The 17310-nt window shown below is 67.0% G+C and carries 14 protein-coding genes and 1 riboswitch; of the genes, 10 read left to right on the forward strand and 4 right to left on the reverse strand.

The features are described 5' to 3' along the window. Positions 1-50 precede the first annotated feature (50 nt). Together KW83_RS03250 and KW83_RS03255 are read right to left on the reverse strand one after the other, a co-directional pair. A complete protein-coding gene (locus tag KW83_RS03250; protein WP_036174308.1) occupies positions 51-1115 on the reverse strand; it encodes a putative urea ABC transporter substrate-binding protein in 1065 nt (354 codons plus the stop codon). Positions 1116-1216: 101 nt separating this feature from the next. Continuing rightward, positions 1217-1321: riboswitch (guanidine-I (ykkC/yxkD leader) on the reverse strand. A gap of 490 nt (positions 1322-1811) precedes the next feature. Then, positions 1812-2411, reverse strand: coding sequence for a TetR family transcriptional regulator C-terminal domain-containing protein (locus KW83_RS03255; protein ID WP_036174948.1), 600 nt, complete (start codon positions 2409-2411; stop codon positions 1812-1814). A 165-nt stretch (positions 2412-2576) separates the two neighbouring features. Here KW83_RS03255 and KW83_RS03260 point away from each other — a divergent pair, with 165 nt between their 5' ends. The 8 genes from KW83_RS03260 (at position 2577) to KW83_RS03295 (ending at position 10565) form a co-directional block, all read left to right on the forward strand. Beyond that, a complete protein-coding gene (locus KW83_RS03260; protein WP_036174311.1) occupies positions 2577-3836 on the forward strand; it encodes a Zn-dependent hydrolase in 1260 nt (419 codons plus the stop codon). Positions 3837-3926: 90 nt separating this feature from the next. Beyond that, positions 3927-4196 carry a hypothetical protein gene (locus KW83_RS03265; RefSeq protein WP_036174314.1) on the forward strand — a complete coding sequence of 90 codons (270 nt, stop codon included), beginning with the start codon at positions 3927-3929 and terminating at the stop codon, positions 4194-4196. 57 nt (positions 4197-4253) lie between these two features. Beyond that, positions 4254-5708, forward strand: a complete 1455-nt coding sequence (gene hydA, locus KW83_RS03270; protein WP_036174317.1) for a dihydropyrimidinase — start codon at positions 4254-4256, stop codon at positions 5706-5708. Next, positions 5708-6607, forward strand: coding sequence for a dihydrodipicolinate synthase family protein (locus KW83_RS03275; protein WP_036174320.1), 900 nt, complete (start codon positions 5708-5710; stop codon positions 6605-6607). The genes hydA and KW83_RS03275 overlap by 1 nt, the downstream gene beginning before the upstream one ends. Continuing rightward, positions 6604-7383: an ABC transporter ATP-binding protein gene (locus KW83_RS03280; RefSeq protein WP_036174323.1), complete on the forward strand. Its 780-nt coding sequence runs from the start codon at positions 6604-6606 to the stop codon at positions 7381-7383. The genes KW83_RS03275 and KW83_RS03280 overlap by 4 nt, the downstream gene beginning before the upstream one ends. Positions 7384-7642: 259 nt before the next feature. After that, positions 7643-8644, forward strand: a complete 1002-nt coding sequence (locus KW83_RS03285; RefSeq protein ID WP_081904422.1) for an ABC transporter permease — start codon at positions 7643-7645, stop codon at positions 8642-8644. Beyond that, positions 8641-9543, forward strand: a complete 903-nt coding sequence (locus KW83_RS03290) for an ABC transporter permease (RefSeq protein ID WP_081904423.1) — start codon at positions 8641-8643, stop codon at positions 9541-9543. Before KW83_RS03285 ends, KW83_RS03290 begins: the two co-directional genes overlap by 4 nt. 32 nt (positions 9544-9575) lie before the next feature. After that, the gene (locus KW83_RS03295; protein ID WP_036174326.1) at positions 9576-10565 is read left to right on the forward strand and encodes an ABC transporter substrate-binding protein; all 990 of its coding nucleotides are present in this window, start codon (positions 9576-9578) and stop codon (positions 10563-10565) included. 77 nt (positions 10566-10642) lie between these two features. Here KW83_RS03295 and KW83_RS03300 read toward each other — a convergent pair whose 3' ends face one another. Both KW83_RS03300 and KW83_RS03305 read right to left on the reverse strand, forming a co-directional pair. After that, positions 10643-11050: a transposase gene (locus tag KW83_RS03300; protein WP_081904424.1), complete on the reverse strand. Its 408-nt coding sequence runs from the start codon at positions 11048-11050 to the stop codon at positions 10643-10645. Between the two features lie 139 nt (positions 11051-11189). Further along, positions 11190-11600 (reverse strand): hypothetical protein, encoded by a 411-nt coding sequence (locus KW83_RS03305; protein WP_051928186.1) that lies wholly within the window; start codon positions 11598-11600, stop codon positions 11190-11192. A 517-nt stretch (positions 11601-12117) separates the two neighbouring features. Here KW83_RS03305 and KW83_RS03310 point away from each other — a divergent pair. Then, entirely contained in the window at positions 12118-14019 is a 1902-nt protein-coding gene (locus tag KW83_RS03310; RefSeq protein ID WP_036174329.1) for an alpha-1,4-glucan--maltose-1-phosphate maltosyltransferase, read from the forward strand. Beyond that, entirely contained in the window at positions 14016-17309 is a 3294-nt protein-coding gene (treS, locus tag KW83_RS03315; protein ID WP_051928192.1) for a maltose alpha-D-glucosyltransferase, read from the forward strand. Before KW83_RS03310 ends, treS begins: the two co-directional genes overlap by 4 nt. Position 17310 lies beyond the last annotated feature (1 nt).

The raw sequence follows: 17310 nt of genomic DNA on the forward strand, positions 1-17310 counted from the left end.
CAGGCTCCGTTGCATGCGATCAGCCCCGACCGCGCGACGCGGGACGGGTGCTACAGCTCGCCGTCAGCGGCCATCTGCATGAAGCTGGCATCGAAGCGGAACTGGACGTTGCGCTCGTCTCCGGTGATCGTTCCATCGGGATACTCGATCCCGATAAAATCGGCCGATGGTGCGTTGACGCCCAGGATGCCCTTGTCGAAGAGGAACTCGGCAATGCCGACCATCGTATCTGGCAGATCCGCGCTTTCGGCCTGGGCCACGCCGTCGGCGGGGTCGTAGAACATCTCGGTCGCCTCCAGCTGCGACTTGTACCCCTCCAGATCGGTACCGGAGGCTTCGGCCATGGCGCTCAGCACCTCTGCGTCGCCCTGCGCCATCAGTTCCATGACCTCGTACCAGGCGCCGACCAGCGCGCGACCGAAATCGGGGTTGGCCTCCAGCACCTCGGTGTTGACGACCATGAGATCCAGGATCTCTCCGGGGATCTCCGAGCTGTCGAACAGGATCTTCGCATCGGGGTTCGACGACAGGATTTCCGACACCAACGGGTTCCACGTCACGACGGTGTCCACGTCATCGCTGGCGAAGGCCGCGATCATGTCCGCGTCGGAGGTGTTGACCACGCCGCCCAGGTCACGCTCGGACAGTCCGACCGTGTCCAGCGCGCGGGCCAGCAGGTAGTGAGAGACCGACAGTTCCACGAGGTTGACGGACGTGCCCGCCAGATCTTCCAGCGTCGTGTCGCCAGAGGCGATCACCGCGTCGTTGCCGTTGGAAAAGTCGCCGATGATCAGCGCGGTCGTGTCCACGCCGCCCCCCGCCGGGATCGACAGCGTATCCATGTTGGTGGCCGAGACGCCGTCGAAGGCGCCGGCGGTGTATTGATTGACGGATTCCACGTAGTCGTTGATCTGCACGATATCGACCGTGATGCCGTATTTCCCGGCCCATTCATCCATGATACCGGACTGATCCAGATAGCCCCACGGCATCCAGCCGACATAGATCGACCAAGCGACGGAGAAGTCCGTTTTCTCTTGTGCAACGGCAGGTGGTGCGGCTGCGCTCGCAAGTCCGATGGCGGCGGCGGAGGCAAGATACATGGCTCTCGTCATGGGGCATCCCTGTTGGTCAGCGTCCCGCCCGATCGTCTTGTCTGTCAGGTCGGATCCGCTGGCGGAACGGGAGTGTGGTGCGGTCCAGATCTGCGCAGTGCTCCTCCCGGGATTTTGCCCCGCCGTGTGCCTGACCGGAATTTGCCGACCCGGTGATATTTCTTGGACCTGACCCGCAATGCGGCGGAACCCTAAATACCCTGCATTCCGATACAAGCAGACCCGCGGCCTGCCGTATCAAGCTCGCCGTGCGCGCCGGGCCCCACTTTCTGCACATGCCGTATTTTTGGGCCCCCATCCGTCGAGACGCTCAAGACGATAGCGGAAACGTTGCTTAGCTGCTGACAATCAGCAGATCCCAAGCCGCCCCAGAAACCGAAATTCGCGGGTCAGCCGAGGAGACTCCCAGGCCCGAAAATGTTGATTTCCACAGGGTCGCGCCGTCCGGACCGCACGTGACAGGCCGTGTCGCAGGCTCCAACCGGTTATCGATCGCGGCCAAGTCAAGGAAGTCGGCTCCTTATCTGCCGGGGTCTTGACGTTATCCGAAGCCTCGCAGTGCCGCATTGCGATGGCGTACGGGGCTGATTGTCTGGAATGTCATTCAAGGGATTGATACGGTTTGCCTGCGAAACCCGCGCGCTTCGTTCGGCAGCCAATGCCGGTGTCGCGAGCTCCTTCCAACACGCCGGCGTCTTACCGCACCGACAGCATCCGTCGGAACAGGGCGTCCAGGTGGGTTGCGGCGCTGTCGAATGGGTCGGTGTCGCCCAGCACCGCCCGCACCTGCACGTCGAAATCGGCGTAGTGCTGGGTCAGCGCCCAGATCGAGATGATGGTCTGGCGGCCGTCCACCGGCGCGATGCGGCCCTCCGCAGCCCAGGTCTCGATCAGGTCGGACTTTTCGCTCACCAGGCGCTGGAGTTCCCCGGTCAGGTGTCCCATCATCACCGGCGCGCCGCGCAGGATCTCTCCGGCAAAAAGGCGGCTCTCGCGCGGCATCTGCCGCGATAGGTCCAGCTTGCGGCGCATGTAGGCCAACAGCTCCTCGACCGGATCGCCCGCCGGATCCAGAGCGATCAGCGGGTCGAGCCAGGTGGCCAGGAGGCCGGTCAGCAGATCCTCGTAGATCGCCTCCTTGGACGGGTAGTAGTAGAGCAGGTTGGGCTTCGACAGGCCCGCCTCTCCGGCGATGGCGTCCAGGGTCGCGCCGCCGAACCCCTGGCGGGAGAACACCTCCAGCGCGGCCTCGCGGATGGCGGCGCGGTTGCGCGTCTGGATGCGGGTTTCGGTCACGGCAAACGCCCCGGCCCGGCGATGCGCAGCCCAGGGATGCGGCACCCGGCGCATGGATCTGGGGCGGAAACGTCTTCCATACGCGCGAACCTTGACTGACCCCGGCTCTCTGGTAGCGTCAATTTGACCGGTTGGTCAAATTGCATCGCAGCACGGAGACCACCCATGGCCCCATCCGCCGCTCCCGGAGAGAACATGCGCGTCGATGGCGACCGGCTCTGGGACGCGCTGATGGAAATGGCCCGGATCGGTCCCGGCGTCGCGGGCGGCAACAACCGCCAGACGCTGACCGATGCCGATGCCGAGGGCCGCGCGCTCTTCCGGACCTGGTGCGAAGAGGCCGGTTGCACCATGGGAATCGACAGCCTGGGCACGATGTTCGCGCGGCGCGAGGGGTCGGACCCGGACGCCCTGCCGGTCTATGTGGGCAGCCATCTCGACACCCAGCCAACGGGCGGAAAGTACGATGGCGTGCTGGGCGTGCTCGGCGGGCTGGAGATCGTGCGGACGCTGAACGACCTCGGCATCCGCACGAAGCATCCCATCGTCGTCACGAACTGGACCAATGAGGAGGGCACCCGCTTCGCCCCCGCCATGCTGGCCTCCGGCGTCTTCGCGGGTGTCCATGACCAGGCCTGGGCCGAGGACCGGACCGACGCCAGGGGACTGCGGTTCGGCGATGAGCTGGACCGGATTGGCTGGCGCGGCGATGAGGAGGTCGGCGCGCGCAGGATGCACGCCTTTTTCGAGCTGCATATCGAGCAGGGCCCGATCCTGGAGGCCGAGGGCAAGCAGATCGGCGTCGTCACCCATGGCCAGGGACTGTGGTGGCTGCAGATCACGCTGACCGGCAAGGACGCCCATACCGGCTCGACCCCCATGGAGATGCGCGCCAACGCGGGCCTGGGCATGGCGCGGATCCTTGAACTCGTCCACCGGATCGCCATGGAGAACCAGCCGGATGCCGTGGGCGCCGCGGGCCATATCGACGTCTACCCCAACTCGCGCAACGTGATCCCCGGCAAGGTCGTGTTCACGGTCGATTTCAGGTCTCCCGACCGCGACAAGCTGGACGGGATGAAGGCGCGGCTGGAGGCCGAGGCGCCCGAGATCGCCGCGGATCTGGGCCTGGGTTTCGAGATCGAGGAGGCCGGTCATTTCGATCCCGTGACCTTCGATCCAGGCTGTGTGTCCGCCGTGCGCGACGCGGCCGACCGGCTGGGCTACGCGCATCGCGACATCGTGTCCGGCGCCGGCCACGACGCCTGCTGGATCAACCGGGTCGCGCCCACGGCCATGGTGATGTGCCCCTGCGTGGACGGGCTGTCCCATAACGAGGCAGAGGAAATCACCAAGGACTGGGCCACGGCGGGGGCGGACGTGCTGCTCCATGCGGTCACGGAAACCGCCGGGATCGTTACTTGACGGCGCGGTGCGGCCATTGCCCCCGCCCCGCAATGCGCGCACTCTGCGCCGGACCGCATGTGCGGCGGGCAATGCCGAAGGAGATCCCGGATGACGTCGAAATGGGGCGCTGCGACGCTGTTCGCTCTGACGCTGGGGGCATGTACCGGCGGGGCCACGATCGACGATGGCGACACGGGCGTGCGACGCGTTGGCGACACAATCGTTGTCGAGGATGTCGCCGGTCCGACGCTGATCGTGGACGCGAACGGCTGTCAGGCGATCATCCCGCCCGGAGCGACCGCCGGAGAGTTCGTCCGCGACGGGGCCGGCAATCCGGTCTGCACGGGCTCCGGATTCGCCCTGCTACCGCAACGCTGATGGGGGGCCGGCCCCGTTCCGGCCATGTCGGGGATCGACCCGCAGGAGCGACATGACATGACAACGGTCATCAAGAACGGCACGATCGTCACCCACGACCTGACCTATGGCGCCGATATCGCCATCGAGGGCGGCCGGATCGCCCGGATCGGCCCCGACCTGACCGGCGACGAGGTCCTCGACGCCACCGGCTGCTACGTGATGCCGGGCGGGATCGATCCGCATACGCATCTGGAGATGCCCTTCATGGGCACCTACTCCGCCGACGATTTCGACTCCGGCACCCGCGCGGCCCTGGCCGGCGGGACCACCATGGTGGTGGATTTCGCCCTGCCCTCGCCCGGGCAGGGCCTGCTCGACGCGCTGAAGATGTGGGACAACAAGTCGACGCGCGCCCATTGCGACTACTCGTTCCACATGGCCGTGACCTGGTGGGGCGAACAGGTCTTCGACGAGATGGAGACCGTCGTTCGGACGCGCGGCATCAACACCTTCAAGCACTTCATGGCCTACAAGGGCGCGCTGATGGTGCAGGACGACGAGATGTACGCCTCGTTCCAGCGGCTGGCCGAACTGGGCGCCATCGCGCTGGTGCATGCCGAGAACGGCGACGTTGTGGCCGACCTCTCGGCGCGGCTTCTGGCCGAGGGCAACACCGGCCCCGAGGGCCACGCCTATTCCCGTCCGCCCCAGGTCGAGGGCGAGGCCACCAACCGGGCCATCATGATCGCCGACATGGCCGGTGTGCCGCTCTACGTGGTCCACACCTCGTGTGAGGACAGCCACGAGGCGATCCGCCGCGCGCGCCAGCAGGGCAAGCGGGTCTGGGGCGAGCCGCTGATCCAGCACCTGACACTCGACGAGAGCGAGTATTTCAACGCCGACTGGGACCACGCGGCCCGGCGCGTCATGTCGCCGCCGTTCCGCGACAAGCGGCATCAGGACAGTCTCTGGGCCGGGTTGCAGTCGGGATCGCTGTCGGTGGTGGCGACGGACCACTGCGCCTTCACCACCGAACAGAAGCGCAACGGCCTGGGCGATTTCACCAAGATCCCCAACGGCACCGGCGGGCTGGAGGATCGGTTGCCGATGCTCTGGACCCACGGCGTCGCCACGGGACGGCTGACACCCAACGAATTCGTCGCCGTGACATCGACCAACATCGCCAAGATCCTGAACTGCTACCCGAAGAAGGGGGCGATCCTGGTCGGCGCTGATGCCGATCTGGTCGTGTGGGATCCGGAACGGGAAAAGACCATCACCGCCTCGGCGCAGCAATCGGCCATCGACTACAACGTGTTCGAAGGCCAGCACGTCAAGGGCCTGCCGCGCTACACGCTCTCGCGCGGGCGGGTCATGGTGACCGAGGGCGAGATCAGCGGCCAGGAGGGCCACGGCCAGTTCGTGCCCCGCGCGCCGAAGGGATCGGTGAACCGCGCGCTGTCCTCGTGGAAGGCCCTGACCGCGCCGCGCCCGGTGGAGCGGTCGGGCATCCCGGCCAGCGGGGTGTAATGACGCCGTTCCAGGGTCTCTCGGCCTTTCCGGTCACGCCCCTCGACGCGGACGGCGCCGTGGCGCCCGACCGGCTGGCGCGGCTCGTCGCGCGGATCGCGAAGACCGGCGCGGCCTCCATCGGCGTGCTCGGCTCGACCGGCAGCTACGCCTATCTGGTCTCCGACGCGCGCGCCCGGGCGCTGGAGGTGGCGATCGGCGCGGCGGGCGGCACGCCGGTTCTCGCCGGAATCGGCGCGCTCGCCACCCGAGACGTGGTGCGCCATGCGCGGGATGCCGAAGCCGCGGGCGCGGCCGGCCTGATTCTCGCGCCTGTCTCCTATCTGCCGCTGACCGACGACGAGGTGTTCGGCCTTTTCGCCGATGCGAGCGAGGCGACGGACCTTCCGATCTGCGTCTACAACAACCCCATCACGACGGGATTCACCGTCTCGGAGGCGCTTCTGGCCCGCCTCGCGACGATCCCGGGGGTCGTCGCGGTCAAGAACCCGGCGCCTGCGGACGGCGATTTCGGGGCCGGGATCGCGCGGTTGCGCGCCGCGCTGCCGGCGGACTTCTCGCTCGGCCAGTCGGGCGACGCGGCCATCGCGGCGGCCCTGTCGGCGCCGCTGGACGCCTTCTATTCGGTCTTCGCGGGCGCGTTCCCCGAGACCGGCGCCGCGCTCTGGGCGGCGCGCTCGGACCCGGCCGCGCTCGGCGCGCTCAACGCCCGGCTGGCCCCGCTCTGGGCGGTGTTCCGGCGGCATGGCGGCATCCGCGTGGTGCACGAGGCGGTGGAGATGCTCGGCCTCGGCCCCGCGATCCCGCCACGCCCCCTGCGCCCGCTCGACGCCGACGCCCGGCACGACCTGCGCGGCGCGCTTCTGGCGGCGGGCCTCCTGGAAAGCCGCGCGGCATGAGCGATCCGGTGGTGCGGGCCGACGCCCTCGACCTCACCTTCCGGACGGGCGACGGGCCCGTCCAGGCTTTGAAGGACGTGTCCCTCGACATCGGGCGGGGCGAGTTCGTCGGCTTCATCGGCCCGTCGGGCTGCGGCAAGACCACGTTCCTGCGCTGCGTTGCGGGCCTGGAGACCCCGACCGGCGGCACGCTGACGGTCAACGGCATGACCCCGGACGAGGCCCGCCGCGCCCGCGCCTATGGCTACGTGTTCCAGGCGGCCGGGCTCTACCCCTGGCGGACCATCGGCGGCAACGTCCGTCTGCCGCTGGAAATCATGGGGTTCTCCCGCGCCGAACGGGCGCGCCGGGTGCGCGAGACCCTGGCCTTGGTGGAACTCGACGGGTTCGAAAAGAAATACCCCTGGCAGCTTTCGGGGGGCATGCAGCAGCGCGCCTCCATCGCGCGGGCGCTCAGCTTCGACGCGGACCTGCTGCTGATGGACGAGCCCTTCGGCGCGCTGGACGAGATCGTGCGCGATCGGCTGAACGAGGAGCTTCTGGGCCTCTGGGACCGCACCGGCAAGACCATGCTCTTCGTCACCCATTCGATCCCCGAGGCGGTGTATCTCTCGACCCGGATCGTGGTGATGAGCCCGCGTCCGGGGCGCATCACCGACGTGATCGACAGCCCCCTGCCCCGCGACCGCCCGCTCGACATCCGCGACACCCCCGAGTTCATCCGGATCGCCCACCGGGTCCGCGAGGGCCTGCGCGCCGGGATGGACGCGGCGTGACGGATAGGTGTTCGACATCGTCTGGGTCCGCGATCGGCGCGGGGCGGATGGCAGACCCGCAGGACCTTGGCTCGGCGTGGTGGACGCATCGGCAGAGGCAGGGACATCGAACGGTGCAGCGAAGCCTGTCCGGCAGAGCCGGGCGCAAAATCCGAACGCAGCGGAGAGATGCCTTTCCCGGCGCACCCTTCGCGATGGGACGGGCAGCGGGCGCCCTGCGGAAGATCGGCAGGATGACTGCGGGGCGGGCGTGTCGCGAATGATCGACCGGCCTTTCCTCTCGGCGCCGGGCGCCGGGATCGGCCGCTCCGGCCGGGTCGCGCTGTGGGTTCGGGCGCGGGGGCTGTCGGTCCTGCCGGTCCTGACCGTGGTCGCGGCCCTGCTGGCGCTGTGGTATCTGGCCTGCATCCCGATGAACGCCGCGCAATCGGTGACCGATGCGGCCCGCGCCGACATCGCCGTCACGCCCGACAGCGCCCGCGACCGGCGCTCCATGTCCGGCCTGGCGCTGGCCCTCGCCAACCCGGGCGTCGCGGCCCGTTCGGCCTTCACCCAGGCCCGCCCCCGCCTGCCCGCCCCGCACCAGGTGGCGCGAGAGCTCTGGGCCACCACGGCCCTGGTGTCCCCCACCTCGAACCGGAGCCTGATCCACCACGCCTGGGTCACTCTTTCGGCCACGCTGCTGGGCTTCGTCATCGGCACCGGTCTGGGGATCGTGCTGGCCACCGGCATCGTCCATTCCCGGGTCATGGACCTCAGCGTGATGCCCTGGGCCATCGTCAGCCAGACCGTGCCGATCATCGCCATCGCGCCGATGATCATCGTCGTGCTCTATTCCATCGGCATCGAGGGGATCCTGCCCAAGGCGGTGATCTCCGCCTACCTGTCGTTCTTTCCCGCCGTGGTCGGCATGGTGAAGGGGCTGCGCTCGCCCGACCGGATGCAGCTGGACCTGCTTCGGACCTACGCCGCCAGCGGGGCGGCGACGTTCCTGAAACTGCGGCTGCCCGCCTCGCTGCCCTATCTCTTTGCCTCGCTCAAGATCGGCATCGCGGCCAGCCTTGTGGGCGCCATCGTGGGTGAACTGCCCACCGGCGCCGTCGCCGGGCTGGGCGCGCGGCTGCTGGCGGGCAGCTATTACGGGCAGACCGTGCAGATCTGGGCCGCGCTCGTCGCGGCCGCGATCCTGGCGGCACTTGCGGTGGGCGCCATCGGGGTGATCGAACGGATCACCCTGTCGCGCCTGGGCCTGCGGCTGTGACCGCCCTTGCCCGCCCCGCCCCGATCGCGGCCGCCCTTGCCCTGGTGCTGCTGGCGTTGGTCTCTCCCCGCGCCGTTCCGATCCTGGCCCTTTGGCTGGCGGCGTTCGCGCTGAACCTGTGGCTTGCCGGCCGCGACACGCGGAGCGCGCGCATGGCCGTGCCGGCGATCTTCGGGGTCACGGTGCTGATCCTGTGGGAGATCACGGTGTGGCTCTACGCCGTCCCGGGCGTGATCCTGCCCGCCCCTACCGCCATCGCGGCGGCCTTCACGGCCAATCTCCGGACCCTCTGGGGAGACTTCGTGCAGACCTTCGTCAAGGGCGCGTTGTCGGGATATGCCATCGGCTGCCTCTCCGCCTTCGCGGTGGCATTGCTGGCCGACCGGTTCGCGTTCCTCAAGTCCGGGCTGCTGCCGGTGGGCAATTTCATGGCCGCCCTGCCCATCGTCGGCACCGCCCCGATCCTGGTGATGTGGTTCGGCTTCGACTGGCAGTCCAAGGCCGCCGTGGTCGTGGCGATGGTGTTCTTTCCCGTGCTGGTGAACACGGTCGCGGGGCTGACGGACACACAGGCGATGCAGCGCGACCTGATGCGGACCTATGGCGCGGGCTACTGGGCGACGCTGACCAAGCTGCGCCTGCCCGCCGCCATGCCGTTCGTCTTCAACGGGTTGAAGATCTCGACCACCCTGGCGCTGATCGGGGCGATCGTCGCGGAATTCTTCGGCAGTCCGATCCAGGGCGTGGGGTTTCGCATCTCGGTCTCGGTCGGCCAGCTGGCGCTCGACATGGTCTGGTCCGAAATCGTCGTCGCGGCCCTTGCGGGCAGCCTGTTCTACGGCATCATCGCCGCCATCGAGACCCGGGTGACCTTCTGGCACCCGTCCAACCGGGGATGACACCCGGACCCATCCATCAGAGGAGAAACGACATGAAGGTAACGATCATCGCGGGCGTCGCGGCACTGGGACTGGGCGGTGCGGCAAGCGCCCAGGACAGCGTGACGCTGCAGCTGAAATGGGTCACCCAGGCCCAGTTCGCGGGCTACTACGTGGCCGAGGACCAGGGCTTCTACGACGAGGAGAACCTGGACGTCACGATCAAGCCCGGCGGCCCCGACATCGCGCCCGAGCAGGTGATCGCGGGGGGCGGTGCCGATGTGATCGTCACCTGGATGGCGGCCGCGCTGGCCGCGCGCGAACGCGGCGTGCCGCTGGTCAACATCGCGCAGCCGTTCTCATCGGGCGGGCTGCAGCTGACCTGCCTGGCCGAGACCGGAGTCGAATCCCCCGAGGATTTCCCCGGCCGCACCCTTGGCGTCTGGTTCTTCGGCAACGAGTATCCGTTCTACGCATGGATGGCGCAGCTTGGGCTGCCCACCGACGGATCGGACGCGGGCGTGGAGGTGCTGAAGCAGGCGTTCAACGTGGACCCGCTGCTCCAGGGTCAGGCCGACTGCATCTCTACCATGACCTACAACGAATACGGCCAGATTCTGGACGCCGGCTACACAGCCGATGAGCTGGTCAACTTCAACTACCTGGAGGAAGGCGTGGGGATGCTGGAGGACGGGCTCTACGTGCTGGAAAGCGACCTTGAGGATCCCGCCTTCGTGGACAAGATGGAGCGGTTCGTCCGCGCCTCCATGAAGGGCTGGAAATGGGCCGAGGAAAACCCAGAGGACGCCGCGCAGATCGTCGTGGACAACGACACCTCCGGCGCGCAGACGCTCGATCACCAGGTCTATATGATGGGCGAGGTGGCGAAGCTGACCGAAGGCTCCGACGGGACGCTGGACGAGGCCGCCTATCAGCAGACCGTGGAAACCCTGCTGTCGGCCGTTTCCGACGACAACCCGGCCATCACCAGGGAGCCGGAGGGCGCCTGGACCCATGACATCACCGACGCCGCGCTGAAGTAGCGGATCCGGGCGATCCGGGGCACGGGCCCCGGGGTCCCCGCCGGATGCCGGGACTGAACACCTAGTTCACCGTGCATTTACGTTGAGACATACCCGGCATGCCGAAGGTAGTTCCAGCACTCTTGCGGTGTGAAGAGGTCGCAGATGTTGCCGAGGATTTGGAGGAGATGGTCGAAGCTGCGTGCGCCTGCGCCTCGCAGTAGCGCCTTGAGTTTGGAGAAAGCCATCTCGATTGGATTCAGGTCAGGGCTGTATGGCGGCAGATAGAGGAACCAGCATCCGCACGCTTTCAGAGCTTCGGCCGCGCGAACGTTCTTGTGGGTGCTGAGGTTGTCGAGGATGACGACGGTGCCTGGCTCGAGCGCCGGGGCGAGTTGGGTTTCGACGTAGGTTGCGAAAGCGTCCCCGTTCATCGCACCGGCGATGATCCAGAGGGCATGAGGGCTTCCGACGTCAGCCCGGCGATGAAGGTTTGTGTGCGCCATTTGCCGAATGGGGCCGCGGCGGTCAGGCGATTTCCCTTCGGAGCACGGCCACGTAGCCGGGTCATGTTGGTTTTGACGGAAGTTTCATCGACGAAGACCAGCCGTTGCGGCATGGTCCGCATGAAGGGCTGGCGTCGTACTATCCAGTCATGCCGGGCGCGGACGACATCGGGTCTCCGCCGCTCGTCCGCGACCAGCGACTTTTTTTATATGTGAACCCGAGACGACGCAGGGCGCGCGACAACGAGCTTTGGTGCACGTGAACCCCTTCCGCATCCAGCAGTGCCGCCTGAAGTTCGACCATCGTGATATCGGGATCTTGCTCGACCAGCTCCAGCAGGAATGCCTTGTGGGCACCCAGCTTGCCCCATCCAAGGGGCCTGCCGCACCTCGCGGCAGCAAGAGGCTCGCCCCGCCGCACCCGGCCCGAAAGTCGCGCACCGGTCGCGGGCGAGATCATCAACCGGCGCGCGGCTTCGCGACCGCTGAGACCGTTCTCGACATAGCGTTGGAAGCGGCGACGAAGATCAAGCGAAAGCGGTGCGGGCATGGCGAATTTCTCCTGAACAGGATGAATCACAACCAACCACGCATGGGAATCCCCGATTCAAGGTAAGCGCAAGCGGCTTTAAGGGCGGACAGCCGGAATTTATCCGGGGCTTCGCCGCTTGCCGGCAGTCTCGGCCAATCCTGCGCGAGCCTTGCCGATGTCCGGAACCCTTCGCGCGGGGCGCCGCGCGAAGGGTGAGACGGGCGCACCGGCCTTCGACGACCTCACGAATGGCCACGCCGGCGCCACGCCCGGCATCGCCCCGTGCCGCGGGGATAGCTGTCCCCTCTCCCGCGGGGCGCGCCCGGCCTTTCTCTGTGCGTCCGAGGCGTGCCGAAGCGCCGGAGAATGCGCCAGGTGGACGATCCTGTTGGAACCAGCCTCGGCCCCAACCGTATTTCTAGGGCAACAGGCAAAGGTCCTGAATTGCGTCGCAGAGAGAGGGGCACCGGATATGGTATCGGCACAGCGCAACACGTCCCATGAGGGGAAACTGCAGGATCTCGCCCGCAGGCGCATGGCAATCGAAGCGGTCGAACCCTGCATCGACGGCGGCCGTTTTGCGGCCAAGGCCGTCGCCGCGGCGCCCATGCGCGTTTCGGCGGACGTGTTCGGCGACGGGCACGAGGTGATCGGCGCCGCCATCGTCGGCCCGGGCGATGAGATGATCGCGATGCAGCATGTCGACAACGACCGCTGGGAGGGGCGGATCACCTTCGACGCTGCGGGTCCGGCGCGGTTCGCGGTGGCGGCGTGGCGCGACGTCTGGGGCACCTGGGCGCGCGACACGCGCAAGAAACTCCATGCCGGGCAGGATGTGTCTGTGGAACTGCAGGAAGCGCGCCGGATCCTAGAGGATGCGAAAGCCCCCCGGGGGACCGGCAGCGCCGTCAAGGATCTGCGCAAGGCCGCGAAAGCGGGCGATGTCGCAACGCTGCTGTCGCCGGACGCCACCGCGCTGATGGCCCGGATCGGGCCGCGCGCAAACCTGACCCGGACGGAGGCGTTTCCGGTCTGGGTGGACCGGGAACGCGCGGCGTTTTCCGCGTGGTATGAGCTCTTTCCCCGCTCGACCGGCGCTCCCGGCCGCCACGGCACGTTCCGCGACGTGATCGGGCGGCTCGACTACGTGCGGGACCTGGGCTTCGACGTGCTCTATTTCCCGCCCATCCACCCGATCGGAACGACCAACCGGAAGGGCAAGAACAACGCCCTGAAAGCGGGGCCTGACGATATCGGATCACCCTACGCCATCGGATCCGCGGACGGGGGCATGGACGCCGTGCACCCCCAGCTCGGCACGCTTGAGGATTTCGACGCGCTGGTGGACGCGGCCGCCGGAAAGGGCCTGGAGATCGCGCTGGACATCGCGCTGAACGCGTCGCCCGATCATCCCTGGATCTCAGAGCATCCCGACTGGTTCGAGAGGCGTCCCGACGGCACCATCAAATTCGCCGAGAACCCGCCGAAGAAATACGAGGATATCGTCAACTTTCGCTACTACGACGGAGAAGAGCCGAACGCCCCCTTCTGGGAGGCGATCCGCGATCTTTTCCTGTTCTGGATCGATCACGGGGTGACGATCTTCCGGGTGGACAACCCCCACACCAAGCCCTTCCCGTTCTGGGAATGGATCATCGCGGAGGTGCGCCGGACCTGCCCCGGCGCGATCTTCCTGAGCGAGGCATTCACCCGCCCGAAGGTAATGAAGCATCTTGCCAAGATCGGTTTCAACCAGAGCTACACCTATTACACCTGGCGCGACACCAAGGCCGAGTTGACCGAATACCTGACCGAACTGACGACCGGGCCATCCCGCCATTACATGCGGCCCAACTTCTTCACCAACACGCCCGACATCAATCCGATCTTCCTTCAGACATCGGGTCGGCCTGGGTTCCGCACCCGGGCGCTGCTGGCGGGCACGCTGAGCGGCAACTGGGGCATGTATTCCGGGTTCGAGCTGTGCGAGGCCGCGCCCCTCCCCGGACGCGAGGAATATCTCGACTCGGAGAAATACGAACTGCGCCACCGCGACTGGGATGCCGAAGGCAACATCAAGGCCGACATTAGGCTGGTCAACACGCTGCGGTCCCAGAACCCGGCGATGCGGAATTTCCTGAACCTGCGGTTTTTTCCCGCGTTCGACGATCGCGTGCTCCACTATGGCCGGTTCGACCCCGAACACCGGAACTACCTGCTCTTTCACGTGCTGATCGATCCTCATGCAGGGGCAGAGTTCGGGTTCCAGGTCCCGCTGTGGGAATTCGACCTCGCCGACGACGCGTCGATCGAGGTCGAGGACGCGATCCACGGCAACCGCTTCACCTGGCACGGCAAGGATCATATCCTGCGTCTGGATCCGCACGAGCGGCCCTACGCGATCTGGAAACTGCACCCGCCGGGAGGCGCATTGTGAATATCATCGACCAGAACACGATCACCGACACCCCCGTGGGCGAGACGGCGGACTGGTACCGCGACGCGATCATCTATCAGCTGCACATCAAGGCGTTCATGGATTCCAACGGCGACGGCATCGGCGATTTCGCCGGATTGATGAGCCGGCTCGACCATGTGCAGGAACTGGGCGCCACGGCGATCTGGATCCTTCCGTTCTATCCGTCGCCGCTGCGCGACGACGGCTACGACATCGCCGATTTCAAGGAGGTCAATCCGTCCTACGGGACGATGGCGGATTTCGAGGCCTTCGTCGAGGAAGCGCACCGCCGCGGGCTGAAGGTCATCACCGAACTGGTCATCAACCACACCTCCGACCAGCATCCGTGGTTCCAGCGCGCGCGCCGGGCCCCCAAGGGCAGTCCCGAACGCGATTTCTACGTCTGGTCCGACGATGCGTCCAAATGGATGGACAAGACGCGGGTGATCTTCAACGACACTCACGACAGCAACTGGACCTGGGATCCGGTGGCCGGCCAATTCTACTGGCACCGGTTCTTCGACCACCAGCCGGACCTGAACTTCGACAACCCCGAGGTGATGGCCAGCGTTCTGGAGGTCATGCATTTCTGGCTGGACAAGGGCGTGGACGGTCTGCGGCTTGACGCGATCCCCTATCTGGTGGAACGCGACGGCACCAACAACGAGAACCTGCCGGAGACCCACGCGGTCCTGAAGGCGATCCGCGCCGATCTGGACAAGCACTACGACGGCCGGATGCTGCTGGCCGAGGCGAACCAGTGGCCGGAGGACACGCGCCCCTATTTCGGCGACGGCGACGAATGCCACATGGGATTTCACTTCCCGCTGATGCCGCGGATGTACATGGCCGTCGCCCAAGAGGACCGCTATCCGATCACCGACATCCTGCGGCAGACCCCCGCAATCCCCGAAGGCTGTCAGTGGAGCATTTTCCTGCGCAACCACGACGAGTTGACGCTGGAAATGGTCACCGACCGCGAGCGCGACTATCTGTGGGAGTTCTACGCCTCCGACAAGCGCGCGCGGATCAACATGGGCATCCGCCGCCGCCTGGCGCCGCTGCTGCAGAACGACCGGCGCAAGATCGAGCTGCTGAATTCGCTGCTGCTGTCGCTTCCGGGCACGCCGATCGTCTACTACGGCGACGAGATCGGGATGGGCGACAATTACTATCTGGGGGACCGCGACGGCGTGCGCACGCCGATGCAATGGTCGGCCGACCGCAATGCCGGGTTCAGCCGCGCCAACCCCCAGCAGCTCTACCTGCCGACGATCCAGGACCCGGTGCACGGTTTCCAGGCGATCAACGTCGAGGCGCAGAACACCACGCCCGCCTCGCTGCTGAACTGGATGAAGCGGATGATCGCGGTGCGCCAGCGCCATCCGCTGTTCGGCCGGGGCGAGATCGAGTTGCTCTATCCGCGCAATCGCAAGGTCTTCGCCTATCTGCGGCACGACGAGACCGAGACGGTGCTCTGCGTCGCCAACCTGTCGCGCCAGGCCCAGGCGGCAGAGATCGACCTTGCGGCCTATGCCGGCAAGGTGCCGGTCGAACTGACGGGCGCCTCCTCCTTTCCGCCGATCGGCGAGTTGCCCTATCTGGTGATGCTGCCGGCCTACGGGTTCTACTGGTTCCAGCTTGCCGCGGACGAGGCCCCGGCCTGGCACGTCCCGATCCCGGCGATGCTGCCCGATTTCGTGACCCTGACGACGCGCGACGGGCGGCTGTCCACCGCGCTGAACGACGCAAACGCCCAGCGCGTCGAAAGCCGGACGCTGGCCGAATATCTGCCGCTCCAGCGCTGGTTCGCCGCCAAGGGCGCGCGGATCGACTCGATCGCGCTGGACCGTCTGGCCGAGATGTCCGACGGCCGCCACATGCTGGCGGTCGCCAACGTCTCGCTGGGCGACGGCGACACACAGCGCTATTTCCTGCCGCTTTCCGCCGCATGGGGAGAGGACGCGCTGACCATGGGCCCGCGCCTGCCGGCGACCCTGGCCAAGCTGCGCCGCACCAACACGGTCGGCGCCATCCTGGACGGCGCGATGGACGAGGATTTCGCCCGGACCCTGCTTGCGTCGCTGAAGTCGGGGGAGACGCTGGAGACCGATGCCGGGCGGATCGCCTTTCGCGGATCGGATGCGCTTTCACAGATGGACACCCCGATGGAGCCGCGTCTTCTGTCGGCGGAACAATCCAACGCCTCCATCGCGTTCGACGACAAGCTGATCCTCAAACTCTACCGCCGGCTGCGCCCGGGCGTGCAGCCCGACATAGAGATCGCGCGGTTCCTGACCGAGGACACCGATTTTGAGTCCAGCCCGGCCCTTCTCGGGACAATCGAGTGGGAGGCCGCGGACGGCACCATCACGACCCTGGCCGCGGCGACCGCCTTCGTGCGCAACCAGGGCGACGCCTGGACCTATGTGACGGAGGCGCTGGAACGGGACATGGAGCATCAGGACCTCAGCGGCCCGGATGCGCAGGACACCCCCGATGACGAGGCGACGATGGGCGGTCCGCTCGATCTGGGCGACGTCCTGGGCCGCCGTACGGCTGAGTTGCACCTGGCACTGGCCAGCGGTTCGGACGGCACGGCGTTCTCGCAACAGGCGTTCGCGCAGGACGACCTGAAAACCCTTGCCCGGGACGTCGAGGCCGAGCTTGGCGCCACGCTCGACCGTCTGGCCCGTATCCAGGGCGACCTGCCCGAGACGAGCCGCGCGTTGGCCGGCGCCGTGCTGGAGCAACGGAACCGGCTTGTTCACAAGGTCCGGCAGGTCGCTGATCTGCCGCCTTCGGGCGGGCAGTGCCGTATCCACGGCGACTATCATCTCGGTCAGGTGCTGGTCGCGCAGACCGATGTCATGATCATCGACTTCGAAGGAGAGCCGACGCGGACACTGGATGAGCGCACGGCCAAAACGTCGCCCCTGCGGGACGTCGCGGGAATGTTGCGCAGCTTCGACTATGCGCTGTGGTCGACGGTGCGCCGCCGGATCGAAATGGGCGCCAGCCCCGAGCGCACGCTGGCCGGGGTGAACCGCTGGCGCGAGGCGACGCAGGGGACGTTCCTGCGCGCCTATCGCGCGACCATGGACGGCAGCCCCGTGCATCCCGCCGACAAGGCGCTAGAAACCGGCCTGCTGGATCTCTTCCTGGTTCAGAAAGCGGCCTACGAAGTGGGATATGAGATGTCGATGCGACCGGACTGGGTGGACATTCCCCTGCGCGGCTTGCTGGCCCTGGCCGAAGACGCGGTGTAAC

Source organism: Palleronia rufa (assembly GCF_000743715.1).
Taxonomy (GTDB): Bacteria; Pseudomonadota; Alphaproteobacteria; order Rhodobacterales; family Rhodobacteraceae; genus Palleronia; species Palleronia rufa.

Coding starts and splice junctions, on each gene's coding strand:
- KW83_RS03250 (WP_036174308.1), bottom strand. CDS start 1,115: ATGACGAGAGCCATGTATCTTGCCTCCGCCGCCGCCATCGGACTTGCG.
- KW83_RS03260 (WP_036174311.1), top strand. CDS start 2,577: ATGGCCCCATCCGCCGCTCCCGGAGAGAACATGCGCGTCGATGGCGAC.
- KW83_RS03265 (WP_036174314.1), top strand. CDS start 3,927: ATGACGTCGAAATGGGGCGCTGCGACGCTGTTCGCTCTGACGCTGGGG.
- hydA (WP_036174317.1), top strand. CDS start 4,254: ATGACAACGGTCATCAAGAACGGCACGATCGTCACCCACGACCTGACC.
- KW83_RS03275 (WP_036174320.1), top strand. CDS start 5,708: ATGACGCCGTTCCAGGGTCTCTCGGCCTTTCCGGTCACGCCCCTCGAC.
- KW83_RS03280 (WP_036174323.1), top strand. CDS start 6,604: ATGAGCGATCCGGTGGTGCGGGCCGACGCCCTCGACCTCACCTTCCGG.
- KW83_RS03285 (WP_081904422.1), top strand. CDS start 7,643: ATGATCGACCGGCCTTTCCTCTCGGCGCCGGGCGCCGGGATCGGCCGC.
- KW83_RS03295 (WP_036174326.1), top strand. CDS start 9,576: ATGAAGGTAACGATCATCGCGGGCGTCGCGGCACTGGGACTGGGCGGT.
- KW83_RS03300 (WP_081904424.1), bottom strand. CDS start 11,050: ATGGCGCACACAAACCTTCATCGCCGGGCTGACGTCGGAAGCCCTCAT.
- KW83_RS03305 (WP_051928186.1), bottom strand. CDS start 11,600: ATGCCCGCACCGCTTTCGCTTGATCTTCGTCGCCGCTTCCAACGCTAT.
- KW83_RS03310 (WP_036174329.1), top strand. CDS start 12,118: ATGGCAATCGAAGCGGTCGAACCCTGCATCGACGGCGGCCGTTTTGCG.